The organism is Castellaniella sp. WN, from assembly GCF_054457555.1.
The window spans coordinates 1,883,861-1,910,394 of record NZ_JBTKZC010000001.1; the positions used below are offsets into that span (position 1 = coordinate 1,883,861).

General features: G+C 68.5%; 20 protein-coding genes and 2 pseudogenes. 10 read left to right on the forward strand and 12 right to left on the reverse strand.

Annotation, left to right across the window (positions count from 1 at the left end):
* The first annotated feature begins 67 nt into the window (after positions 1-67).
* Positions 68-3,124, forward strand: a complete 3,057-nt coding sequence (gene ppc, locus ACTPOE_RS08755; RefSeq protein ID WP_458871825.1) for a phosphoenolpyruvate carboxylase — start codon at positions 68-70, stop codon at positions 3,122-3,124.
* 78 nt (positions 3,125-3,202) lie between these two features.
* Here ppc and ACTPOE_RS08760 read toward each other — a convergent pair whose 3' ends face one another.
* The 3 genes from ACTPOE_RS08760 to ACTPOE_RS08770 form a co-directional block, all read right to left on the reverse strand.
* A complete protein-coding gene (locus ACTPOE_RS08760) occupies positions 3,203-4,105 on the reverse strand; it encodes an SMP-30/gluconolactonase/LRE family protein (RefSeq protein ID WP_458871826.1) in 903 nt (300 codons plus the stop codon).
* A 13-nt stretch (positions 4,106-4,118) separates the two neighbouring features.
* On the reverse strand, positions 4,119-5,024 hold the full coding sequence (gene kdgD, locus ACTPOE_RS08765; RefSeq protein ID WP_458871827.1) for a 5-dehydro-4-deoxyglucarate dehydratase: 906 nt from the start codon (positions 5,022-5,024) through the stop codon (positions 4,119-4,121).
* A 218-nt stretch (positions 5,025-5,242) separates the two neighbouring features.
* Complete coding sequence (locus tag ACTPOE_RS08770) at positions 5,243-5,977, reverse strand: FadR/GntR family transcriptional regulator (RefSeq protein WP_458871828.1); 735 nt, start codon at positions 5,975-5,977, stop codon at positions 5,243-5,245.
* Positions 5,978-6,217: 240 nt separating this feature from the next.
* On the opposite strand from ACTPOE_RS08770, the pseudogene garD reads away from it, so the two are divergent.
* The 6 genes and pseudogenes from garD to ACTPOE_RS08800 form a co-directional block, all read left to right on the forward strand.
* Positions 6,218-6,482 (forward strand): annotated as a pseudogene (gene garD, locus ACTPOE_RS08775) (galactarate dehydratase); the annotation flags it as partial.
* Positions 6,472-6,909: pseudogene (locus tag ACTPOE_RS08780) on the forward strand (ABC transporter permease); the annotation flags it as partial. The pseudogenes garD and ACTPOE_RS08780, both read left to right, overlap by 11 nt.
* Entirely contained in the window at positions 6,906-7,865 is a 960-nt protein-coding gene (locus ACTPOE_RS08785) for an aldose epimerase family protein (protein WP_458872792.1), read from the forward strand. The pseudogene ACTPOE_RS08780 and the gene ACTPOE_RS08785, both read left to right, overlap by 4 nt.
* Positions 7,866-7,881: 16 nt before the next feature.
* Positions 7,882-9,450 carry an aldehyde dehydrogenase (NADP(+)) gene (locus tag ACTPOE_RS08790; RefSeq protein ID WP_458871829.1) on the forward strand — a complete coding sequence of 523 codons (1,569 nt, stop codon included), beginning with the start codon at positions 7,882-7,884 and terminating at the stop codon, positions 9,448-9,450.
* A 151-nt stretch (positions 9,451-9,601) separates the two neighbouring features.
* The gene (locus ACTPOE_RS08795) at positions 9,602-10,558 is read left to right on the forward strand and encodes a LysR family transcriptional regulator (RefSeq protein ID WP_458871830.1); all 957 of its coding nucleotides are present in this window, start codon (positions 9,602-9,604) and stop codon (positions 10,556-10,558) included.
* Entirely contained in the window at positions 10,540-11,178 is a 639-nt protein-coding gene (locus ACTPOE_RS08800) for a carbonic anhydrase (protein ID WP_458871831.1), read from the forward strand. Before ACTPOE_RS08795 ends, ACTPOE_RS08800 begins: the two co-directional genes overlap by 19 nt.
* 160 nt (positions 11,179-11,338) lie before the next feature.
* On the opposite strand, the gene ACTPOE_RS08805 is transcribed toward ACTPOE_RS08800, so the two are convergent.
* From ACTPOE_RS08805 to ACTPOE_RS08835, 7 genes are all read right to left on the reverse strand, one after another.
* The gene (locus ACTPOE_RS08805; RefSeq protein ID WP_458871832.1) at positions 11,339-11,947 is read right to left on the reverse strand and encodes an NUDIX domain-containing protein; all 609 of its coding nucleotides are present in this window, start codon (positions 11,945-11,947) and stop codon (positions 11,339-11,341) included.
* Between the two features lie 121 nt (positions 11,948-12,068).
* Positions 12,069-12,716 carry a 3'-5' exonuclease gene (locus ACTPOE_RS08810; RefSeq protein ID WP_458871833.1) on the reverse strand — a complete coding sequence of 216 codons (648 nt, stop codon included), beginning with the start codon at positions 12,714-12,716 and terminating at the stop codon, positions 12,069-12,071.
* A 58-nt stretch (positions 12,717-12,774) separates the two neighbouring features.
* Positions 12,775-14,736, reverse strand: coding sequence for a DUF294 nucleotidyltransferase-like domain-containing protein (locus ACTPOE_RS08815; protein WP_458871834.1), 1,962 nt, complete (start codon positions 14,734-14,736; stop codon positions 12,775-12,777).
* Between the two features lie 91 nt (positions 14,737-14,827).
* Entirely contained in the window at positions 14,828-17,959 is a 3,132-nt protein-coding gene (locus ACTPOE_RS08820) for a bifunctional diguanylate cyclase/phosphodiesterase (RefSeq protein WP_458871836.1), read from the reverse strand.
* Positions 17,960-18,061: 102 nt separating this feature from the next.
* Positions 18,062-18,487, reverse strand: coding sequence for a TOBE domain-containing protein (locus ACTPOE_RS08825; protein ID WP_458871837.1), 426 nt, complete (start codon positions 18,485-18,487; stop codon positions 18,062-18,064).
* Complete coding sequence (locus ACTPOE_RS08830; RefSeq protein WP_458871838.1) at positions 18,484-19,296, reverse strand: class I SAM-dependent methyltransferase; 813 nt, start codon at positions 19,294-19,296, stop codon at positions 18,484-18,486. Before ACTPOE_RS08830 ends, ACTPOE_RS08825 begins: the two co-directional genes overlap by 4 nt.
* 7 nt (positions 19,297-19,303) lie before the next feature.
* Positions 19,304-19,837: a DUF2478 domain-containing protein gene (locus ACTPOE_RS08835; protein ID WP_458871839.1), complete on the reverse strand. Its 534-nt coding sequence runs from the start codon at positions 19,835-19,837 to the stop codon at positions 19,304-19,306.
* A 237-nt stretch (positions 19,838-20,074) separates the two neighbouring features.
* Here ACTPOE_RS08835 and ACTPOE_RS08840 point away from each other — a divergent pair, with 237 nt between their 5' ends.
* Positions 20,075-20,563, forward strand: coding sequence for a GAF domain-containing protein (locus ACTPOE_RS08840; RefSeq protein WP_458871840.1), 489 nt, complete (start codon positions 20,075-20,077; stop codon positions 20,561-20,563).
* Here the strand turns inward: ACTPOE_RS08840 and ACTPOE_RS08845 are convergent.
* A complete protein-coding gene (locus tag ACTPOE_RS08845) occupies positions 20,560-21,639 on the reverse strand; it encodes a tartrate dehydrogenase (RefSeq protein ID WP_458871841.1) in 1,080 nt (359 codons plus the stop codon). The genes ACTPOE_RS08840 and ACTPOE_RS08845 overlap by 4 nt on opposite strands.
* A gap of 126 nt (positions 21,640-21,765) precedes the next feature.
* On the opposite strand from ACTPOE_RS08845, the gene ACTPOE_RS08850 reads away from it, so the two are divergent.
* On the forward strand, positions 21,766-22,674 hold the full coding sequence (locus tag ACTPOE_RS08850) for a LysR substrate-binding domain-containing protein (RefSeq protein WP_458871842.1): 909 nt from the start codon (positions 21,766-21,768) through the stop codon (positions 22,672-22,674).
* Between the two features lie 15 nt (positions 22,675-22,689).
* On the opposite strand, the gene ACTPOE_RS08855 is transcribed toward ACTPOE_RS08850, so the two are convergent.
* Positions 22,690-23,832, reverse strand: a complete 1,143-nt coding sequence (locus ACTPOE_RS08855) for a hypothetical protein (protein ID WP_458871844.1) — start codon at positions 23,830-23,832, stop codon at positions 22,690-22,692.
* 182 nt (positions 23,833-24,014) lie between these two features.
* Here ACTPOE_RS08855 and ACTPOE_RS08860 point away from each other — a divergent pair, with 182 nt between their 5' ends.
* A complete protein-coding gene (locus ACTPOE_RS08860) occupies positions 24,015-26,480 on the forward strand; it encodes a ribonucleoside-diphosphate reductase subunit alpha (protein WP_458871845.1) in 2,466 nt (821 codons plus the stop codon).
* Positions 26,481-26,534 lie beyond the last annotated feature (54 nt).

Genomic DNA, 26,534 nt, shown 5'->3' on the forward strand with positions numbered 1-26,534 from the left:
TGTCCTGGAAGCGGAAGGGGCAAAAACGCTTATGATAAAGGATCCTCTGAACCAGTCCTCGCGTCGCATGCATCCGCGGCTTCGGGCCGTCTGCGGCGTTGCTCATCCTCGCGACAGCTCCGGCTATCGCTGCGGTTCGCGCCCTGCAGCCAAGCCGAATCCACAGCGCCCGCTTTCCGCTCGACTGATTCAGAGCATCCTGGTTCCTCCCGCCCGGCGATCCGGAGCGGACAGGACGCGCAGCCCCGATTCCGACGATGGAGACCCCGTGAAGCCCCAGACCCCGAAAGAAGCCATTTCCCCCCTGCGGCAAGACATCCGGCTGCTGGGCCGGACCCTGGGGGAAGTCATCCGGGACTGCGAGGGCCGCGCCGTCTACGACGTGATCGAAAAACTGCGCCGCGCCGCCGTGAAATTCCGCCGCGAGGGCCTGGACCGCGACGGCCGCATGCTGGAGCGCCAGATCCGCCGCCTGGCCGCCGGCGAGGCCAATTCCGTGGCGCGCGCCTTCAGCTATTTCCTGCACCTGTCCAACATCGCCGAGGACCGCGACCAGACCCGCCGCCAGCGCCTGCAATGGCAGGCCGAAGGCCCCGCCGTCCCGGGCAGCCTGCAGCACGCCGTCGAACTGCTGCAGGGCACCGGCCTGTCCGGCGCCCGCATCCGCCAGCACCTGGCCTCCGCCTGCATCGTGCCCGTGCTGACGGCGCACCCCACCGAAGTCCAGCGCAAGAGCACGCTGGACCTGCATCAGGCCATCGCCCGGCACCTGCGCCAGCTGGACACGCCGCACGCGCCGCTGGAAGCCGCCCGGCTGCGGGAACGCCTGACCGGGCTGATCGCCGCCCTGTGGCAGACCCGCATGCTGCGCCAGAGCAAGCTCACCGTGCTCGACGAGATCGACAATGCCCTGTCCTACTACACCAGCACCTTCTTCAGCACCCTGCCCCAGCTCCACCTGGACATGGGGGCGCTGCTGCGCAAGCCGGCGCGCACTGTGTTCGACGTGGACAACACGCCGCTGCCGCCCTTCGTCCACATGGGCAGCTGGATCGGCGGCGACCGCGACGGCAACCCGAACGTGGACGCCGGCACGCTGGAGCAGGCGCTGCTGCGCCAGTGCGCGCACGTCCTGCGCCACTACCTGACCGAGGTCCACGCCCTGGGCGCCGAACTGTCGGTTTCGCAATCCCTGATGCGCGTCACCCCCGCCCTGGCGGAACTGGCCGCCGCCAGCCAGGATCCCTCTCCCCACCGCCAGGACGAGCCCTACCGGCGCGCCTGCATCCATATCTATGCCCGGCTCGCCGCCACCGCGCTGGCCCTGACCGGCCGGCGACTGGCCCGGCGCAACATCTACGACGCCCCGGCCTACGGCACGGCCACCGAACTGGCCGAGGACCTGCGCATCGTGGCCGAATCGCTGGACACGCACCACGGGGCCCTGGTCGCGCGGCTGCGCCTGACGCACCTGCGCCAGGCGGTCGGAATCTTCGGCCTGCACCTGGCCACGGTGGACCTGCGGCAGAGCTCCGACGTCCATGAGCGCGTGCTCGACGAACTGATGCGCCAGGCCCACGCGACCCTGGACGGCAAGCCCGTGCGCTACGCCCGACTGACCGAGGCCGACCGTGTCCGCGTGCTGCGCCAGGAACTGCGCGAACCGCGCCCGCTGGCATCGCCCTGGATCGAATATTCGGCCGAGACGACCAAGGAACTGGCGATTCTGCGCATGGCCGCCGACTGCCGCCGCCGCTTCGGCGAGGCCGCCCTGCGCCAGACCATCGTGTCCCATACCGAAACCCTCAGCGATCTGCTGGAAGTCCTGGTGCTGCAGCAGGAAACCGGCCTGATCGCCCCGGCCTCGACGAACGACGCCGCACCCGACAGCGGGCTGATGGTGGTGCCGCTGTTCGAGACCATCCCCGACCTGGAGCGCGGCCCGGACATCATGGACGCCTGGCTGTCGCTGCCCGAGGTCGCCGCGCGCGTGCGCCACGCCCAGCACGGTATCCAGGAAGTCATGCTGGGCTACTCCGACAGCAACAAGGACGGCGGCTACCTGACCTCGAACTGGTCGCTCTACCAGACCGAACGGCGCCTGGTCGAAGTCTTCCGCAGGCACCGCACCCGGCTGCGCCTGTTCCACGGCCGCGGCGGCTCCGTGGGCCGGGGCGGCGGCCCCAGCTACGATTCCATCCTGTCGCAGCCTCCGGGCACCGTGAACAACCAGATCCGCCTCACCGAGCAGGGCGAGATCATCCAGGGCCGCTACAAGGACGCCGAAGTCGGCCGCTCGCACCTGGAACTGTTCGTCGCCGCCACCCTGGAAGCCAGCCTGTCATCCGGCTCCCCGGCCAGCCGGGCCGAGGACGACCACGCCGCCCGCTACGGCGCGGCCATGGTCTGGATGTCGGAAACCGCCCGGCACGCCTACCGCGACCTGGTCTACGGCACGGAAGGCTTCACGGATTATTTCTTCGCCTCGACGCCGATCCGCGAGATCGCCGGCCTGAACATCGGCTCGCGCCCGTCCTCGCGCAAGACTCTGCAGCGCATCGAGGATCTGCGCGCCATTCCCTGGTCGTTCTCCTGGGCCCAGTGCCGCCTGCCTTTGCCCGGCTGGTACGGCATGGGCACGGCGCTCCAGCATTACCTGTCCGAAGGCGGGCCCGACCAGGCCCTGTCGCGCGAGGAGCGCCTGGAACGCCTGCGGGCCATGGCGCGGGACTGGCCGTTCTTCCGTACCCTGCTGTCCAACATGGAACAGGTGCTGGCCAAGACCGACCTCGCCATCGGCCAGGCCTACGCCGAACTGGTGCCGGACAAGCCCCTGCGCAAGCGGATCTTCGAGCGCATCGCCGCCGAATACCAGGCCACGCTGGACGCCTTCCGCACCGTCACCGGCCACGATCTGCTGGCGCACGACGAGCCCCTGCGCGGCGCTCTGGCCGAGCGCTTCGCCTACATCGACCCGCTGAACCACCTGCAGGTCGAACTGCTGCGCCGCATGCGCTCCGGCCACCCCGCCGCGCGCCGCGCCGACGAGCAGGAATCGCGCGACCAGCGCGCGATCCACATGACCATCAACGGCATCGCCGCAGGATTGAGGAATTCAGGATGAGGCAGGACACGGAATAGTCCCTTGCGGACTATTCCGTGCCTGCCGAATCGGAGCGCCTTGCAAGGCGCGACGTGGGAATCAGTTTGCGAACACCGGCTCCTCGATCCCGCGCACCCCCGGGCGCAAGGCGAACAGCGCCCCGTCCAGGGCCAGCGGACCGGCGCCGGCCGGGCGGATCGAAGTCACGAACAAAGTGTCCAGATCCCGGCCGCCGAACGCGCACATGGACGGCTTGGCCACCGGCACGCTCAGGCTGCGGTCCAGCCGGCCGTCCGGCGTGTAGCGATGGACCAGGCCGGCGTCGTTGCCGCAGATCCAGTAGCAGCCTTCGGCGTCGATGGCGGCGCCGTCGGGGCGTCCCCCCGGCAGTTTTTCGATGAACACGCGGCGCCCGCCGGGCGCCCCTTCGTCGGTATCGTAGTCGAAGGCCCAGACGCGCTGCCGGTCGGGATGCGAGTCGGACAGGTACATGGTGCGTCCGTCGGGGCTGAAGGCCAGCCCGTTGGGCGTCAGCATGCCCTCCTCGAAGCGATCCAGGCGCGGCGCACCGTCCCGAACCGACAGGCGGTACAGGACGCCGACTGGCTCGGCCGGCCCGCCATCGTCCAGCATCGATCCGACCCAGAACCGGCCCTGCCGGTCGCAGCGCCCGTCGTTGAAGCGCATGCCGGGGCGTTCGTGGGCGACGCCGACCCGCAGCGCCATCCTCAGCCGCTGGTCGTCCTGGGGCGACAGGCGGTAGACACCGTCCTCCATGGCACCCAGCCAGCCCCCGTCGGCCAGTCGGGCGATGCACGCCAGCCGCTGCGCGGCGCGCCAACTGGTGTGCTGCCCGTCCCCGGCGCGCCAGCGATGCAGCGTCCCGGCGTGGATGTCCACCCAGTACAGGGCCTGCTCGCCCGGATGCCAGACCGGGCTTTCCCCGGTCAGGTTGCGCGGGTGTAGGACCAGTTCGGCGCTTGGGGCGGATGCGGCGGGCATGGGCGCCGGCGAATCAGAGCGCCTCGATCAGTTCACGCAGCGCGGCTTCTTCCTGGGGATCCAGGTCCACCAGGGGCGGACGCACCGGGCCGGAAGGACGGCCGATGATGCGCGTGCCGGCCTTGACGATGCTGACGGCATAGCCAGGCTTGCGGTTGCGGATTTCCAGCATGGGCAGGAAAAAGGTGTCCAGCAGCCGGCCGACCGTGGCGTCGTCTCCGCTCTTCACGGCCTGGTAGAACTTCATGGCCATTTCGGGAACGAAGTTGAACACCGCCGAAGAATACACCGGCACGCCCATCGCCCGATACGCCTGGGCGAAGACTTCCGCCGTGGGCAGACCGCCCAGGTAAGCGAAGCGGTCGCCCAGGCGACGGCGCACCCGCACCATGTGCTCGACGTTGCCCACGCCGTCCTTGAAGCCGATCAGGTTCGGGCATTGCCCGGCCAGCTGCTCCAGCAGCGGGGCCGACAGACGGCACTGGCCGCGATGGTAGATCAGCACGCCGATGTCCACTGAATCGCAGACCTCGCGCACGTGGCGGGCGATGCCCTCCTGGGGCGCGTCGGTCAGATAGTGCGGCATCAGCAGGATGCCGGCCGCGCCCTGGCGCTGGGCTTCCTGGGCGAAGGCGATCGCCGTGCGGGTCGGGCCGCCCGCCCCCGCCAGGATCGGCGTGTGCCCCCGGCAAGTGCGCACGGCCGTGTCCACCACTCGTGAGAACTCGTCCAGTGTCAGGGAGAAATACTCGCCCGTGCCGCCGGCGGCGAACAGGGCGCGCGCACCGTAGGGCATCAGCCATTCCAGCCTGGCCTGGTAGCCCTTGGGGTCGAAATTTCCCCGGGCGTCGAAATCCGTGACGGGGAACGACAGGAGTCCGTCCCTCAGGATGTCCTTCAATTCCTGGCAAGTCGTCATATGCGTGGTGTCCTCTGATCCGGGAAGACGTGTGCCACGCCCTCCTCATCCGTTCATGTCATACGTTATCATATGACATCAGATGACAAGCAACAAGCAGAATTCGGCCTGACTAGCGTATACCCTTATCAAGGGCTGGATTTCGTCCCTATTTCACCAAGAATGAAGAGAGTGGCCCGATAGGTCATTCTTATACGATGACATACCTATGGAAGGAGTCAGGCACCCTGCTCGGCGGCTTCCTGGGCGCGGCGCAGGCGTTCCCGGCTGTTGGTGAGGTGCGTGCGCATCGCGGCGCGAGCGGCGTCCGGATCCTTGCGGACGATGGCGTTGTAGATGTCCTCGTGCTCGACGTGGACGCGGCCGAGGTAGCTGGCGCGATCGTCTTCCGCCAGGGCCGCCGAATCGATGCGCGTCCGGGGAATGATGGCCTTGCCCAACTGCTTGAGGATATCGTGGAAATAGCGGTTGCCGGTCGCCGTCGCCACCGTCAGGTGGAAGGCGACGTCGGAGACCACCGCGTTGCCGGTCTTCTTGCGCACGTGCTCGGCGAATTCATCCAGGATGCCTCGCAGCTGCTGGGCCTGGGCGTCCGTGCGCCGCATCGCGGCCAGTCCCGCCGCCTCGGTTTCCAGGCTGATCCGCAACTCCAGGATCGCCAGGACGTCCAGCATGGTCAGGATGTTTTCCGTGCGGATGCGCAACTGTTGCTCGTTGCGGGGTTCGAGCAGGAAGGTCCCGATGCCGTGCCGGGTCTCGACCAGGCCGGCGGCCTGCAGGCGCGAGATCGCTTCGCGGATGACGGTCCGGCTGACCCCGAAGGATTCCATCAGCGCGGACTCGGTCGGCAGTTTCTCGCCGACGTGGAACTCTCCGTGGCGGATGCGCTCGGACAGCGCGGCCACGACATTCTGAGTGAGATTGCGCGAACGGCGGGCGGGGACGGAGACCATGGGGCGAAGTCGGTGGATTCGGACGATTCATGATACTGCATTCCTGAAGAGATAACTCATACGACGACATATTATTGATCCTGTCGATCAACTGAGATCTGACATCAGCCTGCGCTGGTCAATGTTCTGGATGTCCTCGCGCCACCAGGATTGTCAGTGAAAATCTCCAGTTGTATGATGAGATGATCAAAAGGAGGCTCCCCCGTGCATTCCCCCAGACCGACCGTCCAGATTCCCCGCATGATCCGCATGCGCGCGGGCGACAATGTCGCCATCGTCGCCAACGACCGGGGCTTGCCCGCGGGCGCCCGCATCGCCGACGGCCCGACCCTGCTCGAAGCCATTCCACAAGGCCACAAGGTCGCCCTGTGCGACATCCCCGAAGGCGAGGCCATCGTGCGCTACGGCGTCGTCCCTGGACGACCTGCCCATCTGCACCGCGCCCGCGCCCGACCTGGAACCCCTGGCCGGCCGCACCTTCCAGGGCTACCGCAACGCTGACGGGCGTCATCCTGTCCAACCTGGTGCCCGCCCTGCCCTTCGTGATCCTGGTGATGACGCCCTTCATCGAACAGATCGACCCGGGCCTGGAATCCGCCGCGCGCATCTTCGGCGCCAACACCTTCCAGTATTTCCGCCACGTGCTGCTGCCCCTGCTGGTCCCGGGCATGCTGGCGGCGGGCCTGCTGGTGCTGGTGCGCACCATCGGCATGTTCGAGCTGACCTTCTTTACGGCGGGACCGGATTCCCAGACGCTGGTGGTGGCGCTGTACTATGCGGTGTTCTCCACCGGCGTGCGCGCGCCGCAGGCGATCGACGCAATGGCGATGATCTACATGGCCATCACCCTGCTGTGGGTCCTGATCGCCCTGCGCTTCGTCAGCCCGACGCAGCTGGTCAGCCGCGTCAAGGAAGCGCCCCGCGAGGCATGAACTTGCCGGCCGGACCTTCTTCCCTGTACGCCGCCTGGATGGACGCGGCCGGTCCGGCTTGCCTGGCCCTGTGCCACGGCCCCCACCGGGCCGTGATCGCGCCGGCGGCCGGCGGGCGCATCCTGCGCTGGTCCACGGACCTGCCCGAGGGGCCGCGCGACTGGCTGGAGCCGGTCGGGATCGACGGCTGGCCCGCCCACGCCTGGCCCAAGGGCGGCATCTTCCCGCTGGCACCGTTCTCCAACCGCGTGCGCGACGCCCGGCTGCGCTGGGGATCCGGCACGCTGGCGCTGGAAGCCCTGCCCGGCCACCTCCATGCCCTGCACGGCCAGGCCCAGGCAATGCCCTGGACGATCCTGGACGCCCGCGCCGATCGCGCGGAACTGGCCCTGGACCACCCGGCCGGCGTCGGCGGCTGGCCCTGGACCTGGCGGCTGCGCCAGACGATCCGGCTGGAAACCGCCGGCCTGCGCATCCGCCTGTCGTTGCGCAACCAGTCGGACGCCCCCATGCCCGCCGGCCTGGGACTGCACCCCTACTTCACCGCGTCCGGCGTCCGGCTGACTGCCGCGACCGAGTGGACCCACGAAGACGAGCTGGCGCGCTTCCCCCGGCCCAACCGCCGCACGGACTGGCGACGCGGCACACGGACCTGGACCGCATTCCTGGGCGGCTGGGACGGCCACGCCCAGGTAAACTGGGATGCGGGACCGGGCCTGGACCTGCATGCCGAGGGCCCGCTGGAACACCTGGTGCTGCACGCCAACGCCGGACGCTACCTGTGCGTCGAGCCCGCCACCCACGTCTGCGATGCCGTCAACCTGAGCGCGGACGGCCAGACCGGCACCGGACTGCGCGTCCTGGCGCCCGGCGCATCCCTGGACATCGGCCTGCGGCTCGATGTCCGCACGACCCCGGCCCGCCGCCCGGACGGCGCGGCTCCGACAGACGACTGACACGAAGGACCCCATCATGCAACTCACCGGCACCCAACTGATCGGCGGCCAGGACATCCCCGGCACCGGCGCCGAATTCCACGCCTGCGACCCCGCCACGGGCGAAGCGCTGGCCCCCGCCTGGCGCGGCGCCGACGCGAGCCAGGTGGACCGGGCGGCGCGACTGGCCGAGGCCGCCTTCGCCTCTTACCGCGAGACCGGCCTGGAAGCGCGCGCCGCGTTCCTGGAAACCATCGCTCAATCGATCCTGGACCTGGGCGATACGCTGATCGAGCGGGCCATGCGCGAGACCGGCCTGCCGCGCCCGCGCCTGGAAGGCGAGCGCGGACGCACCGTCAACCAACTGCGCCTGTTCGCCCGCGTCGTGCGCGACGGCGACTGGGTCGGCGCCCGCATCGACCATGCCCTGCCCGAACGCGCGCCGCTGCCGCGCGGCGACATCCGCCTGCGCCACATCCCCGTGGGGCCGGTGGCCGTGTTCGGCGCCAGCAATTTCCCCCTGGCCTTTTCGGTGGCGGGCGGCGATACCGCGTCGGCGCTGGCCGCCGGCGCCCCGGTCGTCGTCAAGGCGCATCCCGCGCACCCCGGCACCTCGGAACTGGTAGGCCGCGCCATCCGCCGGGCTGTCCAGCGATGCGGCCTGCACGAGGGCGTCTTTTCCCTGCTGGCCGGCTCGGACCACGGCCTGAGCCTGGCGCTGGTCGGGCACCCCGCGATCCAGGCGGTGGGCTTCACCGGCTCCCGCCAGGGCGGCCTGGCCCTGATGCGGGCCGCCGCCGCGCGCGCCGTACCCATCCCCGTCTACGCCGAAATGAGCAGCACCAATCCGGTGTTCCTCCTGCCCGGCGCCCTGGCCGCGCGCGCCGAAGACATCGCCCGGGGCTTCGTCGCCTCGCTGACGGGCAGCGCGGGCCAGCTCTGCACCAACCCGGGCCTGGTCATCGGCCTGGACGGTCCGGACCTGGACCGCTTCATCCGCCTGGCCGCGGAAGGCGTGGGCGCCGCGCCGGCCGCCACCATGCTGACGGCCGGCATCGCCCGGTCCTACCGGGAAGGCGTCGAGCGCCTGCACGGCCACGCGGGCGTCGAACCCCTGGCGCGCGGCGCGGCGGGCGACGGCCCCGCGCCCTGCCAGGCCGGCCTGGCGACAACCACGGCCAAGGCATTCCTGGCGGACCCGGTCGGGCTGGGCGCCGAGGTGTTCGGCGCCAGCGCCCTGGTCGTGCGCTGCGCGTCGCCCGAGGACATGGCGGCCATCGCCCATTCGCTGGAAGGCCAGCTGACGGCCACCCTGCACCTGCGGGCCGGCACCGACGATGCTCTGGCGGCCGGACTGCTGCCGACCCTGGAACTGAAGGCCGGCCGAATCCTGGCCAACGGCTTTCCGACCGGCGTCGAAGTATGCGACGCGATGGTTCACGGCGGGCCTTTCCCCGCCACGTCCGACCCGCGCACGACCTCGGTGGGCACGCTGGCGATCACGCGCTTCCTGCGTCCCGTGTGCTACCAGGATCTGCCCGACGGCCTGCTGCCCCCCGCATTGCGGGCGGACAATCCCTGGGATATCCCCCGCGCCGAGCGGTAAACCGCGCGCCGGATCACGGCGCCGGCACAAACACCCACCATGGCCCAATGGCCCCGGCACGCCCTCCCGAAAACGGAGGGCGTGTTTTTTCCTTCCGCATATGTTCTTTAATATGGATATATAATTAGTCATAGTTCTATAAAACAGAACAATGGACATCGACCAACTCAACTTCAAGCACCTGTTCTACTTCTGGCGCGTAGCCAGACAGGGCTCGCTCACGCACGCGGCCGAACAGGTCCGGACCTCCCAGTCCGCCCTCTCCACTCAGATCCGGCAGCTGGAGACCCGACTGGGCACGCCCTTGTTCGACCGCCAGGGCCGCCAGTTGACACTCACCGCGACGGGCCAGCAGGTCTTCGCCTACGCCGAAAGCATTTTCGGGCTGGGCGAACAGATGCTCGGGTGGCTCGAAGGCCGCGACGAGGACACAGCGCCCATCCGTGTAGGCAGCGTCTCGACCATGTCGCGCAATTTCCAGGTCAACTGGCTGCGTCCGCTGCTCCACGACCCCAGCGTCGTACTATCCGTGGAATCCGGTCTTCTGCAGACGCTGGTGGAACGCCTGCTGCGCCACCAGCTGGACGTGGTGCTCGCCAATCAGCCCGTCCCCTCCGATCCCACCCGCCCGATGTCCTCGCGGTTCCTGGGCAGCCAGGACATCTCGCTGGTCGGTCGGGCCGACCGCTGGTCGGGCACCACCCTGCGCGTCCCCGAAGACCTGAACACGATCGAAATGGCCATGCCCAGCGCGCGCCACGGCGTGCGCCTGCAGTTCGACGCCCTGTGCTTTTCGGCCGGCGTGCAGCCGAGGCTGCGCGCCGAGATCGACGACATGACAATGCTGCGGCTGATCGCGCGCGACAGCGGCTGGATCACGATGCTGCCGGAAGTGGTCGTGCAGGACGAACTGCATACGGGCGAACTGGTGCGCGTCGGCCAGTCCTCGCAACTGACCGAGCGTTTCTACGCCATCACAGTCCGGACCGGCCGCCTGGCGGGCCCGCTCGACCGGCTGCTGTCGCGCGAGGCGGCCGGGGACATCTTCGCCGACGCATCCGACCCCACTCAACCCGAAAGGACCTCATCGTGTTCCCTCGACGACTGACCGACGGCTACCGTTCCTTCCTGCACGGGCGCCTCGCCACCGAACGCGCGCGCTACCTCGAACTGGCCGAAAAGGGCCAGCACCCGGACATCATGGTGATCAGTTGCGGCGATTCTCGCGTGGCGCCCGAAACCATCTTCGACGCGGGCCCGGGCGAGATGTTCGTGGTGCGCAACATCGCCGGCATCGTCCCGCCCTGCGACGAGGATCCGGAAGCCGCCTTCCACGGCACCAGCGCCTGCGTCGAGTTCGGCGTCAACGCCCTGGAAGTCGGCCACATCGTCATCATGGGGCACGCCAGCTGCGGCGGCGTGTCCGCCTACGCCAACCAGGCCGCCCCCCTGTCCAAACGCGACTTCATCGGCAAGTGGATGTCCCAGATCAAGCCCGTGGCCGACACGGTCGGCCCCCGCACGGGCGACTACGCCGACTGGATCCGCCGGATGGAATGGGGCGTGGTGGAATACAGCATGCGCAACCTGATGACCTTCCCCGCCGTGCGCGAGCGCGTCGAGGCCGGGAAGCTCGCCATCCACGGCGCGTATTTCGGCGTCGCCACGGGGGTGCTGTTCGTGCGCGACCCCCGAACCGGCCGCTTCGAGCCCTACGCCGAACCCTGATCCCCCCGGATCGGCAGTCAGCCGGATGACGAGGATGTGACTGGACATGGAATAGTCCCTTGCGGACTATTCCATGCCTGTCGAATCCGAGCCGCTTGCGGGCGGCGAGGTGGACAACGCCGAAGACAGTGCTATTGCACGGCGAGGCGAACCCACGACGTCAGGCGGTTGAATGCCGGTCCGGGTCCGGATCGGGGCGCCAGTCCGGCGTCCAACGGCCGCTGCGCACGTTCTGCAGCCACAGCAGGCAGGTCAGGGTCTTGGCGTCGGTCGCCGCGCCGTCGCGGGCGGCATCGAGCAGGGCCTCGTCGGACAGGATGCGGACGTCCAGAAATTCGTCCGCGTCCAGATGCCGTTCGCCGGCCGTCAGGCCCCGGGCGAAGAACACGTGGATGATCTCGGTGGAATAGGCGATGGCCAGATGCATGCCTCCGGCATGGGCCCACTCCTTCGCCGTGTAGCCGGTTTCCTCTCGCAGTTCGCGTCGGGCGCAGGCCCGGGGATCTTCGCCCGGATCGAGCTTGCCGGCCGGGAACTCCATCATGACGCGGCCCACGGGATAGCGGAACTGGCGCTCGACCAGCACGTGGCGGTCGTCCAGCAGGGGGATCACCACCACCGCGCCGGGGTGCACGATGTACTCGCGCGTCGAGACACCGCCGTCGGGCATGCGCACCGTATCGCGGCGCGCCTTCAGGAAATCGCCCTCGCAGAGGGGCTCGCTACGAAGCAGGGTCTCGGTCAGATGCGTGTCGGAAGTGTCGGTCATGGTGGAGGTCGGGGAGCGGAAGCGCGGACGGCGGATTCGCCGGTCGCAAGTCATGCGGCCTTCATCATACGGCGCGGCGCGCACGGACGCCGGATCAAAAGCGCGGGCACCGAACCAGGAATCAGAAGACGGGCCCGCCCGTTCCCATCCGGCCGGCTCGCCAGTCCCGCGCCGCCACGGCCAGCTCGCCCCAGGTGCGCAGGCCCTGCCGCTGCGCGCGCCGCAGCACCACCAGTGCAAGCTCCGCCGTCAGCATGGCGTCGGCGACCGCGGCGTGCCGGGCCGGCGCGGCCAGCCCGAACGCCGCGGCCCATTCGTCCAGCCCGGCATGCGGGCCGACCCGGTCGGGAAACAGCATCGGCGCCAGCACCGCCAGGTCCAGCACCTCGCCGTCCCAGCGCCGCCCCAAGTGCGTCTTCAAGGCCCGGACCAGCAACGCGCGGTCGAAACCGGCATGGAAGGCCAGCCATACCGCATCGCCCGCGAAATCCAGCAGGCCCGCCAGGGCTTCCTCCGGCGCCGTCCCGCGATCGAGGTCGGCCCGCGTCAGGCCATGGAACAGCCGGCTGGCGAGCCCCAGCGGCCCCGGCGCACGCAGGACCCGGTCGTACTGGCCGCCCAGGGGGATCGCCAGGTCCTCGATGCGGACCGCGCCGATGGACAGGATGCGGTCCCGCCCGGGATCCAGGCCACTGGCCTCCAGGTCGAAGACGACGGCCGGGTGGCTGCGGAAAGCCCGGTCGCGCCAGACCTCCCGCCTCATCCACATCGCCGCCTCCGCATGCCGTCGGTAGCCGCGCGGATCCTCCGTTCCGGGCGCGCGCAGTTCATAGGCGATAGCTGTAGCGCAACAGCTTCTGCAGATCGACGGCCTGGCGCAGGGCCTCGCGCAGGATGCGCCGGTCCAGGGCGTTGAGCGAGCCTGGCAGGATCCGGTTGGACGCGGACTCGCCCGCGAGGACCTGCGCCTGGTGCTGCCGCAGGCGCAGCAGCTGCAGATAGCGGTAGGACTCGACATAGGCGTCGACGTCGTGCACGCTCAGCACGCCACGCTCGGCCAATGCCCGCAGACGGCCCGCCGTGGAGGTTTCGGCGATGCCGTTGGACAGGGCGAGCACCCGGGCCGCATCCACGAAAGGCGTCAGGGCCTGCGTCTTCAGGTCGAAGCCCGCCGCGCCCGCCCGCCAGGCGCCGCCCGCGATCTCGAACAGACCACCGGACGGCGGCTGGTTGCGCAGGGCCGTCTCGGCCAACATCCGCTGGAACTGCGGGCAATCGGCCACCTGGTCCAGCAGGAACCGGCTCAGGGCCTCGAAGCCGTTGTCCTCGCCCCACAGCAGCCGCAGGTCGAAACAGATCACCGCCTGGAGGATGTGCTCGGGCGTGGGCCGCCGGATGATCTCGGCGAACCAGCGTTCCCATTCGCTCGCCGACAGCCGCAAGGCCGGATTGCCGGCCATGACGTTGCCCCGGCACAGCGGCAGGCCGCAGCGGTCCAGCCCCCGATTGATCTCCTCGGCCAGCGGCCTCAGCGCCTCGCGGCGGTCCCGCGCCACGGCGTCGGACGCCGCCTGGAACAACATGCCGTTGTCCTGGTCCGTCAGCAGCGTCTGCTCGCGCCGGCCCTCGCTGCCGAAGGCCAGCCAGGAAAACGGCACACCGGGATCGCCCAGGTCCCGCAAGGCCAGTTCGATCACGCGATGCGTGGCATGGTCGTTCATCTGCGCGATCAGACGCAGCACCTGCAGGGCGTCGACGCCATGCGCCAGCATGCCCGCGACCGTGCGCGACAGGTCCGCGCGCAGCGCCCCCAGGGCCTCGGCGTCCTCGGCCTGGCGCATCGCCCTGGCCAGGTGCACGATACTGATCCGCTGCAGGGCGAACAGATCCCGCTCGGACACCACGCCGGCCAGGACGCCGGCCTGCGCGACGCACAGGTGGCCGATGCGATGGCGCGCCATCAGCAGGATCGCCTCGAACGCCGTGGCGTCGGGCGGCAGGCACACGGGATCCCGCGTCATGACCGTCCCGATCGGAGCGTCCAGCCCGACCGCCGCGCCCGCCACCTCGCGGCGCAGATCGCGCAGGGTGAAGATCCCCATGGGACGGCGACTCCCGTCCGCGACGACGATGCTGCCCACCCGGCGCTCGTGCATCCGCCGCACGGCCTGGGACAGCGGCAGGCCCGGCGCGCAGACCACCGGATCACGCGCCATGATCGACACCAGCGCCTGGTCGAAGACGTAGCCTTCGCCCTGGACCGCCGCGGCTTCCTCCCGCGTGCGCTGGTGCAGCCGCCCGAGCAGGCTGCCCGCCCCGCGCAGGGCGAAGGCGCGGAAGGGCTCGGACCGCTCCAGGGCCTCGATGAAATCCGGCCGATCCACCTGCAGGCAGAACGTATCCTGCAGGGCGCGGTAGCGCGTGCGGGTGGGCCGGTCCTCCAGCAGCGCGGCCATCGGAAAAGCGTCGGCCGGTCCCAGGACGAAGCTGTCGCCCGCGTCCGGAACGGAGGCGGCTTCGCCCGCCGCCCCGGGGCCGGCTTCCGCACGCGGCCGGCGCCCCTCCACCGCGCCCTGGCGGATCAGATACCACGAACCGGCGGGCCCGTCGCCGGGGGATGCGATCTCTTGCCCCGCCTCGAAGAACCGCAGCCGCATCCGCTCGACCAGCCGGCGCACATGCAACGGCTCCATCAGGTCGAAAGGCGGATATTCCCGCAGGAATCCCATCAATCCCTGCATATTCTGGTTCACGGCATCCCTGCCCGCCGCATCCGGTCTCTCTGTCATGGCACCGCTCCCGCGCCTCTCATGGATATCCGATTCATACCACGTTTCCCGGCCGCGCCGGCCGACCCGCGTCAACGGACCGCGCGGACCGTCAACGGCCGCGCAGCCAGGCCCCGGCGCTGGACTCGGGCTCGGGATGCCCGATGAAGTAGCCCTGGCCGACATCGCAGTCCATGTCCTGCAGCAAGCCCAGCGTTTCCCGCGTCTCGATGCCTTCGGCGATCACCATCAGACCCAGGGCGTGGCTCATCTCGATGATGGAATGCACGATGGCGCGCATATCGGGGTCGGCGGCCATGCCCGCCACGAAGGACCGGTCGATCTTCAACGCATCGACAGGCAGCCGGTTCAGGTAGGCGAACGAGGAATAGCCGGTGCCGAAATCGTCGATCGACAACCGCACCCCCAGAGCCTTCAGGGCATGCAGGGTGTCCAGCGCCCGGGCGGGATCGGCCATGATGGCGCTTTCCGTGACTTCGAGCTCCAGCAGCGCGGGCGCCAGCCCGTGGCACAGCAAAGCATCCCGGACCTGGATGGGGAAATGGTCGTCCAGCAGATTGCGGGCGGATACGTTCACGGCCATGCCGATCCCGGGATGGATGGCCTGCAGCCGGGAACAGCAGGCCACCGCCTGGTCCACGACCCAGAGGGTGAAAGGATGGATCAGGTCGCTGACTTCGATGATGGGGATGAACCGCCCCGGCGGAATCAGGCCTCTTTCGGGGTGCATCCAGCGGGTCAGGGACTCGAATCCCATCGGCGAGCCCGGAGCCCGCGCGCCGTCGTTCAGGAAGATCTTGGGCTGCAGATGCAGCAGGAACTGGCCCTGCGCCAGCGCCGCGCGCAGTTCGCCGCGCAGCAACAGATGGTCGTGGACGCTGGCGCGGTCCTGGGGATTGAACACCGCGATCCCCAGGCCGTCGCGCTTGGCCCGGCGCATCGCGGTGTCGGCGCAGCGGATCAGTTCGTCCGGTTCGCGGGCGTGCCCGGGATGCACGGCCAGGCCGAAGCTGCAGCTGATGCGGATCTGCAGTTCGTTCAACGTGAACGGGTCGCGCAGCGCGGCCAGCAGGACACGAACCTGTTCCTGGGCCAGATTCTCATCGCCCGTATCCAGCAGGAAGGCGAATTCATCGCTGCCCAGCCGGGCCAGCATGCACGTCGCGCCCAGCAGCCCCTGCAGCCGCCGCGCGACCGCCTGGAGCAGCCGGTCGCCGGCATCGTGCCCCAACGCCTCGTTGACCTCCTTGAAGCCGTCCAGATTGGACATGACCAGGGTCCAGGGCGCCTCGGGAGCCTGTTCCGACCGCGCCTGCAGGCGCCGCAGGATGTCGCCCCGGTTCAGCAGCCCCGTCAGGGGATCGTGGGCTGCCTGGTAAGCCAGCGCCCGCTGCTGCGCGCGGCGCTCGCTGATGTCCAGGAAAGTCACCAGGCAGAACTCCAGCCGGCCGTCCCGCCAGATCGGATAGGACCAGTATTCGGCGGGGAAACAGGTGCCATCGCGGCGCCACAGGACCTCGTCGTCCACGTGGACTCCCTTGCCCTCCGCCAGGGCCAGGTGCATGCGGCATTCCTCGAGGGGATAGGGGCGGCCGTCCTCGCGCCGGTAGTGGATCAGGCTGTGGAAGTTCCGCCCCACCAGCTGGTCGGGATGGTCGTATCCCAGCAGATGCGCGCAGGCCTGGTTGGCGAAGATGCAGCAGCCCGTCGCATCCAGACCGTAGATGGCTTCCGCCGTGACGTCCATCAGCTGGCTGAGCAGGCGCTCACGCTCCTGGAGTCCGCGGCTCAGCGTCTCGCGCTCGGTCAAGTCGCGCACGACCAGCACGTGGGCCATCTGGCCGGTGAACATCAGGGACAGGCTGCGGACCTCGACGAACAGGGTCTGGCCGTCTCCCCGGCGGTGGCGCTCGTAGGAAAAAGCGGTGTCCGGCTGATGATCGAGCACCTCGATGCGCAGATCGTCGAGGGTCAGGCGCAGGAACCGGTCCCGCTCATAGCCATAGCGGCGCATCGCCTCGTCGTTGACGGCCAGGAAGCGCCCACTGTCCAGGCTCAGCACCATCATGGGATTGGGACTGCCCTCGAACAGCAGCCGGTAACTCTGTTCGGACTGAGCCAGGGAACGCTGGTACGACTGCAGGGCATCGGCCATGTCGTCGAACTGCTGGCCGATCTCCCGCAGGTCCCGCCCCTGCAACCGGTCGGCCACGCGTCCGGAAAAATCCTGGGACGCCAGCCGCCGCACGGCCTCGCGCAGGTGCTCCAGGCTGCGCCCGGCCGCCAGCTGCATCAGGTTCCAGGCCGCCAGCGCCGCCACGCACAGGAGCAGCGCAATGATGAGCATCCCGATCCACAGGGCGTGGCGCGCCTCGGCATAGAGCGCCGGCTCCGGCACCTCGTAGCGCACGGACAGACCGTACGGATCCCCCCGGGGCCCCGCCGTCATGGACATCACGGCCCAGCGGCGGCCGTCCGCGTCCAGACGCGTGTCGCGCATCAAGCCGGTCACGCCGGCCGGATGCGGGTCCAGCCGTTCGCCCAGATGACTGGCATCGCCCGGAATGCGCTGCAGCACGTGCCCCTCGCGGTCCAGTATCCACAGGCGTCCGCCGGGCAGCAGATCGGGAATGGCCGCGCCGGCCCGCAGGTAGCCCAGGTTCATGCCCCCGAAGACCACACCGCCTGAGACCCCCGAATCCCCCGGCACGCGCACCGCCAGGACCAGCGTGGGGAGATTGGACATCCGCCCGATGATGAAGCCGCCCAGCGTGACCTCGGCCTGTCCGATGGCCTTGCGGAAATAGGATCGATCGCCGAGATAGACGCCCTCCGGGTCCGGATCGGGCAGGCCCGAGCAGACCTGGTAGCCGCGGGCGTCGATCACGCCCAGGTTCAGATAGCGCGGCAGGCGCGCCAGCAGGGATGCCAGATACCCGCGGCATTCGCCCCATCGCCCATAGCGCAGGACGGGAGAATTCGCCAGGACGTGGAGCACGTCGCTGGCGTCGTTGATCAGTGCCCGGTCGTAGGCCGCCGTCACGCTGACAAGGCTCTCGGCCGAGCGTTCGCTGTTGGTCATCAAGCTCCGGTACTGATGCCAGACGTAGTAGCCCAGGCCGCAGAAGATCGGCACGATGACCGCCAGCACCGCCAGGAACAGGCGCGCCCGAAGGCTGTCGAGCAATCCTGCGCGCGGACCCGTGCCGCGAGAATCGGACAATCCGTGCCTCCCCTGCGTGTCATGTCCGGCGCCGGGAATGACGCCGCCAGAAGAAAATATACACGGAACCGGCGGGAATCAATCCACCGAAAATCAGCCGGCTCAGCCGGCCACGCCGACGATGACGCTGGAGGCCTTGAAAATCGCCCGCACCTGGCTGCCCACGGTCAGACCCAGCCCGCGCGCGCTTTCGTTGGTGATGATCGCGGCCAGGGCCAGGCCGTCGGAATCGAGCACGACCTCGGTGTTGACCGCCCCGGTTTCCAGACGCGTGATTCTGCCCTGCAGACAATTGCGCGCCGAAAAGCGGGCCGCGCCTTCTTCGACGACCAGGATGACCGACGAAGATTTCACCAGCGCGAAAACCTCGCAGCCGACCCGCAGGTCCAGCGCCTTCGCGCTGCCGGAGGTGATGATGGCATGGATCGAGCGCCCGCCCGCGAGGGCGATGCCGATCTCGTCGTTGACGGCGCCTGGCCGGATGTTCGAGACCGTGCCGGTGAAAGTATTGCGCGCGCTCGTTTTCATATCGCTTTCTCCCAATGAATGAAGGCCCACCGCATCGGCGCGCCGCCCAGGGCCGCGCGCCCCGGATCAGCATCATACCAAGCGCGCAGGCGGGCCAGTTCCCGGTTCCCGAGATCCGGATAGGTCCAGGATACCCGCACGGCGAATGCCTCGAACGAGGCCGTCCCCGCCAGGCGGCTGGGAACCTCGATATAGTCCACGCGGGGGTGGATCCCCTTGCGGTGCAGCAGATTGACGACGTAAATATAGTCAGGAAACCCCTGGTGTCGGCGCCCCAGGATGTCGGCAATGGCGGGATCCATGAAATGGCCGCCCACCAGGTGCGTCATGTAGACGCGCAGCCGGGCATGGGCCGACAGCTTGTCCAGCGCGGCATCCAGGTCGGCCACATTGGACGCCCGCGAGGCCACGGCGATGTCGCAGACCGGCACGTCGGACCAGTCGTCCTCCCAGGCGCGATGGATCGCCACGGCATTTCCGACGCCCAGCCGCGCCGCCTCCCCGCGCAGGGAATCCAGCATGGCTACGCTGTAATCCAGACCGTAGACGCGCTCCAGGCGTCCGGCCAGGGGCAGACAGATGGTGCCGGGGCCGCAACCCACGTCCAGCAGCGTGCGCGCGCCGCGCAGGTCCATGCGCGAGAGGAAGTCGCCGGCATAGCCGCTGGCGCCCACCCGGGACATGCCGCCCGCCCGCACCCGGGCATCCCACTCGCCCGCCTGTTTCGGCGGGCGGCCGCTGCGGGCCATGTGGTTGCGATACAGCCGGGCAAAATCCAGGTCTTCGATCGTGGGGGCTCCGTCTTTCATGCCGCCCTCACCGACCGGACGCCGGAGCCGCGCACACCCGCGCGCTCCATGCGTGCAGCAGACCCGCGTCCACGGGCAGCTCGACGCCCAGGCCACCGGTGAAGCGCCGCCAGTCTTCCAGGAATTCGCCGGCAACGATGGTCAGCACCGGAATGCCCTCGGTCATCAAGGCGAGGAATTCCGCGGCGAAACCGCCGCCGCCCGCTTCCTGGCGGCCATAGCGGCTGATCACCACGAGGTCCGGGCGGGCGTCCCCGGCCACGCGCAGCGCCGCACTGGCAGCCGCCAGCCGGAAGACGTCCAGGCAACAGGCCTGAGATCCCACGCCCAAGTCCTGGAAAATCTCGAAGGACTCGCCGGTCCGGATGTCCCGCAGGCGCCGCCGCGACCGGTTCCGGCCTTCGACGCCCGGCTCCATCACGAGGCCGCGCACGTCCAGCCCCGCACGGGACTGACGCTCGACGAAGGCCCGCACCAAGGCGTCGGCCCCATCCTCATGATCGTGCACGATGGCGGCGATCGGCAGCGCGTCGGTATTCATGGGCTGATCTCCTGGCGTCGGGCCGGACGGGGACATGGGCCAAGCCATGCCCCGCCATTGTCATGCGAGGTCGCCGGCCCGGCCTTGACGCCACGCAAACGCCTCCGGATACAGGATAAGCCAGACGTGCACACATACGCTATATATTAATGGCTATAACGATCATCACGCGATCCCGGACTGGCGGACAGCCCGCCCTACAATGAAGTTTCCTCCTTTCATCCTCCTGGAATCCAGATGTTCACATTCGCCCCCCGGACCTACGCCAGCAAGGCGGAACACTACGCCGACCTGGCCGCCCAGGCGCGCGGCCTGATCGCGGGGGAACCCGACCTCATCGCCAACGCGGCCAACTTCAGCGCCCTGGTGTTCGACGGCTTGCCGCAACTGAACTGGGCGGGCTTCTACCTGTACGACGGCACGGAACTGGTGGTCGGTCCCTTCCAGGGCAAGCCGGCCTGCATCCGCATCGCCCTCGGCGCGGGCGTCTGCGGCACGGCCGCGCAAACCCGCCGGACCCAGGTCGTCCGCGACGTCGACGCGTTCGCGGGGCATATTCCCTGCGATTCCGCCTCGCAATCGGAAATCGTCGTGCCGCTGGTGCGCGCGGACGGATCGCTGCTGGGCGTCTGGGACGTCGACAGTCCCGTCACGGACCGCTTCGACGAGGACGACCGGCGCGGAATGGAGGCCCTGTGCCGGGTCTTCATGGACCGCTTGCGCTAGCCCAAACGCTCCGCAATCGCGCGGCCCATCCCGGTCGTGTCCGCCGAACCGCCCAGGTCGCGGGTGCGCGGCCCCTGCTCCAGCGTCCGTTCGATGGCCGCCATCAGCTCGCCGGCGGCGGCCCGGCAGCCGGCGTCCCGCTCGCCGAGGAATTCCAGCATCATCTGGGCCGACCAGATCATGCCCACCGGATTGGCGATGTTCCGCCCATAGATGTCGGGCGCCGACCCGTGCACCGGCTCGAACAGCGAAGGATAGCGGCGCTCGGGATTGAGATTGGCGGACGGGGCGATGCCGATCGTGCCGGTGCAGGCCGGCCCCAGGTCGGACAGGATGTCGCCGAACAGGTTCGAGGCCACCACCACGTCGAAACGCTGCGGCTGCAGCACGAACCGCGCGCACAGGATGTCGATGTGGTGCTTGTCCCAGGCCACGTCCGGATAACGCGCCGCCATCTCCTGGAGCCGCTCGTCCCAGTACGGCATGCTGATCGCCACCCCGTTGGACTTCGTCGCTGAAGTCAGCGTGCGCCGGGGCCGCTGCCGCGCGAGTTCGAAGGCGTATTTCAGGACACGGTCGATCCCGTGGCGGGAAAAGACCGACTCCTGGATCACGATCTCGCGCTCGGTGCCCGCGTACATCCGGCCGCCCAGGTCGGTGTATTCGCCCTCGGTGTTCTCGCGCACCACCAGGAAATCGATCTCGCCCGGCCGGCGGCCCGCCAGGGGCGCCGGCACGCCGGGCATCTGCCGCACGGGCCGCAGGTTGATGTACTGGTCGAACTCTCGCCGGAACTTCAACAGCGAACCCCACAGGGACACGTGATCGGGCACCACGTCGGGCCAGCCCACCGCCCCGAACAGGATCGCGTCGAACCCCTTCAGGCGGTCGAACCAGTCGGCGGGCAGCATGTCGCCGTGCCGCTGCCAATATTCGGCGCAGGCCCAGTCCAGGTGCTCGAAACGCAGGTCCAGGCCGTGCCGGCGCCGCAAGACGTCCAGCGCGCGCAGCGCTTCGGGCATGACTTCCTTGCCGATCCCGTCCCCGGGAATCACGGCGATGTTGAATGTGTGCATGATGTCGTGTGAGTCAAAGGTCATCGGAAGGCGGCGGATGCCGCGCCGTTTTGGCTTCCGGGAGGACTATATAAAGAAGCTTTCCAGCCTACAATTCCCATACTGTCAAAACAGTTTTTACGGATCATGAAAGAAACCCTGACCATCGACGCCCTGCGGGTGTTCTGCGAGGCGGCCCGGTACCAGAGCTTTTCCCAGGCGGCGCGAATGATCGGCAGTTCGCCCGCCTACGTCACGAAACACATCAAACTGCTGGAATCCGAACTGGACACGCTCCTGTTCCACCGCACCACCCGCCAGGTGACGCTCACCGAACAGGGCGAACAGGCCCACGCCATGGCCTTGCGGATCCTGCAAGACGTGGAACAGCTGCATGACCGGATCGCCCGGTTCAAGAGCGAGCCCCGGGGCACGCTGCGGATCTCGACCAGCATGGGATTCGGCCGCCAGGTGGTGGCGCCCGCCCTGGCCGGCTTTTCCCTGCGCTATCCCGCCATCCAGATCAAGCTGGACATCCTCGACCAGCTGGTCAACATGACCAAGGAGCAATACGACCTGGACATCCGCATCGGGGACATGATCGATCCGAACTACATCGCGCGCCACTTGGCGGACAACCACCGCATCCTGTGCGCGGCGCCGTCCTACCTGGAACGGCACGGCCGGCCCCGCAGGCTGCAGGACCTCCCCCGCCACAACTGCCTGATCGTGCGCGAGCGCGACCATCCGGTGGGCATCTGGGCCCTGTCGCACAAGGATGCCATCACCAACGTCAAGGTCGGCGGCTCCCTGGTCACCAACAACGGCGAGATCGCCCTGGCCTGGGCCCTGGCGGGCCACGGCATCGTCCTGCGTTCGCTCTGGGACACCCGCGGGCACCTGGAAACGGGCGCGCTCGTCCACCTCCTGCCGAACTACCGGCAGAACGCCGGCATCTGGGCGGTCTATCCGCAGCGGCTGGACAACTCCGCCAAGGTCAAGGCCTGCATCGAGCACCTGCAGGCATATTTCTCGCCCCGGATGGAGACCTCCTGAAACCGGCGACCCGCCCTACCAGTCCAGCGGCAGCGAGAGCCGCGCGCCCAGGCCGTAGTCCCCGGACGTCAGGTTGCGGTTCGTCTCCAGGCGCACCCTCAGGTGCGGGCCGTAACGGAAGCCGTGAACCAGGCCGACCCGTTCGTCCCGGCCGCCCGCCGCGTCCACCCGCCGTTCGAACGAACCGCTGAACGAACCCCAACGGCCCGCCGCCAGGTCCAGCTGCCACTGGTTGCTGACGCAATCGCAGCCGGCGTCGCCGCCGACCGTGGCCAGGTCGGCATAGCCGGGCCCCTGCCGCGCATTCACCCAGGACAGGTCCCAGCCCGGCACCAGGCCCAGGGTATAGCCCAGCTGGCGGCGCCAGCCCTCGGCCAGCGGCTGGCGCGACCCGGACACCCCGAACCGCCAGGCGCCCGCGTCGCCCATGGCGTAGTCGCCGCCCAGCCCCAGCGCCGTCAGGCCCCGGGTGCCCTGCAATCGCGAGGCCAGGACCAGGTCGCGGTCCAGTGCATAGCGCGTGGTCGCGTCGACCGCGACCGGTCCATACGCCAGGTCGCCCTCGGCGGCCACGCGGCCGGCCGCACCGTCCAGGGCGCCGGCCGCCACGGCGTAGTCCCACGAGCCGGCGCGCAGGCGTCCCGAAGGGAGGGATCGGGACAGGCCCACCCCCGCCAGGCGCACGGATCGCCCCCAGGCAGACCCGCCCGTCGACGTGTTGCCCAGGGTCACGCCATACCCGGCGGAACTGCGGTAGCGCCAATTCCGCGCACCCAGCGACCAGGCATCCAGGCCTCCGGACGTCACCGGACCGAGCCGATCCGGCGGCGCCGCCGGATCGGCGGCCGTGCCAAACCAGCGCAGGCCGGCCCCTCCCGGCCGGTATCCGTAGCCATCCACGGATCCGTCCAGGAAGAGCAGGTCATAGCGGATCCCCGGGCCGGTGTCCGATGCCGATTCCGATGCCGTATCGGACGCGTCCGCGTCCGGCGCCACGTCGGACGGGACATCGCGGGGCACGTCGGGAACGGCGTAACGCTGGGGAGCCAGTTCGATGAGCGCCGGATCCGGGTCGGCCGCCTGCCAGGCCCGGGCCGGCGCGAGGCCGGTGCCGCACAGCAGGACCGACGCGGCCAGCAGCCGGACGATTCCATTCATGGGACGAAGCGCAAAACCCCCGAAGCAGACCAGGGTACCACGATGCCCGGGGCCGCCGAAACCCCGAAAATGTTTCAGAGGAAGAAATTGAAACCGCACTTGCTCATACCATATATTGTGTTTATTATTTCCAGCCGCACTACATGTAGAATATAAAGCACTACCACCAAGGACTGTCGGCCGTGATCAAGAACATCGTCAAGCGTGATGGACGCATCGAACCCTATATCCCCAGCAAGCTCAACGGCTGGGGCCGATGGGCCGCCGCCAACCTGGGCCAGAAAGTCGACTGGAGCAGCATCGTACTGCAAGCCGTCAGCACCATGCCCGAAACGGTCTCCACCGCCGACCTGCAGGAAAAGCTGATCCAGAACTGCCTGGACAAGGGCACCTGGTCCTACTACCTGATGGCGGGCCGGCTCTATGCGTCCCACCTGCACAAGATCATCCACGGCCCCTCCATCCCCAGCGTCAAGGCACTGCACGACCGGATGGTGGCCGACGGGGTGATGGTGCGCATGAACTACACCGACGCCGAATACGCCGAGATCGAGTCCTTCATCGATCATGAACAGGACTACGACACGCCGCACTTCTCGCTGCACTACATCCGCAAGAAGTACAGCCTGCAGAACCGCGTCACCCGGCAGGAATACGAGACCCAGCAGTTCGTCTACATGCGCATGGCCATGGCCCTGTCGGAAAACGAGCCCGCCGAGCGCCGGATCGACCTGGTGCGGCGCTTCTACACCGAATTCTCCGCCAAGCGGATCTCGGCGCCCACGCCCAACTACGTGAACCTGGGCACAAAGCTGCGCGGCTTCGCCTCGTGCTGCCTGTACGTGGTGGACGACAACGAATCGTCCCTGGCCATCGGCGACCACATCGCCTACCGCATGACGGCGGCCTCGGCCGGGATCGGCAGCCACCTGATCACCCGCAGCAAGGGCGACCCGGTGCGCGGCGGCCTGATCCAGCACCAGGGCAAGCTGCCCTACCTGGCGTCCCTGGGCAAGGCCGTCCACGCCAACATGCAGGCCGGACGCGGCGGCGCCTGCACCACCTACTATTCCGGCTTCGATCCCGAGGCCGAGGTCATCGCCTACCTGCGCAACCCGCGCAGCACCGAGGACCGCAAGAACCGCGACCTGCACTACGCGCTGGTCACCAACAAGCTCTTCGCCGAAAAGGCCGCCCGCAACGAGGAAGCCTTCTCGTTCAACGTGCGCACCGCCCCCGAGCTCACCCGGCTGTTCTTCGGCCCCGACTCGGCCGCCTTCAAGCGCGAATACGAGCGCCTGGAACGCGACCCGGCCTTCAAGAAGGAAACCTTCAAGCCGCGCGACCTGATCCTGACCTCGCTGAACGAAGCGCTGGAGACCGGCGTGGCCTACCTGGCCAACATCGACGAGATGAACCGCCACACGCCCTTCAAGGAACCCATCCACTCCAGCAATCTGTGCCTGGAGATCAGCGAGCCCAACCGTCCCTACCAGGAAATGCAGGACCTGTATTCCGACCGGGAAGTGGGTTTCGTCACGGTCGAGCTGGCCGACGGGACGATGCGGACCTTCAATTTCAACGCCGCGCTGACCGTCGCGGTCGCCGACTCCACCCTGCCGCGCGTCATCTTCGCCGGCGAGCTGAAGGCGGGCGACGACATCCTGTCCGACGAAACGGGCAAGGGCGGCCGGGTCGCCCGCGTGGCCGAGATCCATGAAGAACCCGAGATCGCCCTGTGCTCGCTGGGGGCCATCGCCTACGACGCCATCGGCGAGGACGACGACGAGACCTACCAGGAAGCGATGTACCTGACGTTGAAGATGATCGATTACTGCATCCTCAACTCCCACTACGTGCTGCCCCACGTGGCCGTGACCGCCAAGGCCCGCATGAACGCCGGCGTGGGCCTGATGGGGGTGGCCACCCACATGGCCCGCAAAGGCCTGCGCTACGATACCGACGAGGGCCGCGAAGAACTGCACCGCATCGCCGAGCGCCACATGTACCATGCCATCCGGGCTTCGCTGCGCATCAGCAAGGAGCGCGGCGTCGCGCCCTGGATGCACAAGACCCGCTGGCCCGACGGCTGGCTGCCGATCGACACCTACAACCGCAACGTCGACGAACTGGGCGACTTCCGCAACCGCTACGACTGGGAAGCCCTGCGCGCCGAAATCATGCAGAACGGCGGCATCGCCCATTCCTGCCTGGTGGCGTACATGCCGGGCGAATCGTCCTCCAAGGCGCTGGGCAAGCCCAATTCGCTCTATCCCGTGCGCGACGTCACGCTGAACAAGACCGACGGCTCGGTCACGATCCGCTGGGCCGCGCCCGACAGCGACAACCCGGCCTATTTCTACCAGTCGGCCTGGGACATCTCCGAAGTCGACATGATCAAGGCCTACGCGGTGTTCCAGAAATTCACCGATCAGGGGATTTCCGCCGACCTGTGGCGCCGGATCAAGGACGACGACAAGGTCTCCAGCCGGGAACTGCTCACCCACTACTTCACCATGGTGAAGTACGGCATGAAAACCCGTTATTACTACAACTCGAACGTGGCCTCGGACAAGACGCTGGACAACGCCGGCAGCATCCACGACGGCGTGGAAGAAAAAATCGTCTGCGAAAGCTGCACGATGTAAGGCTTGTCCGCGCCGCAAGGCCCGCTCGCACGCTCCCGGCCCCGGACGACCGTT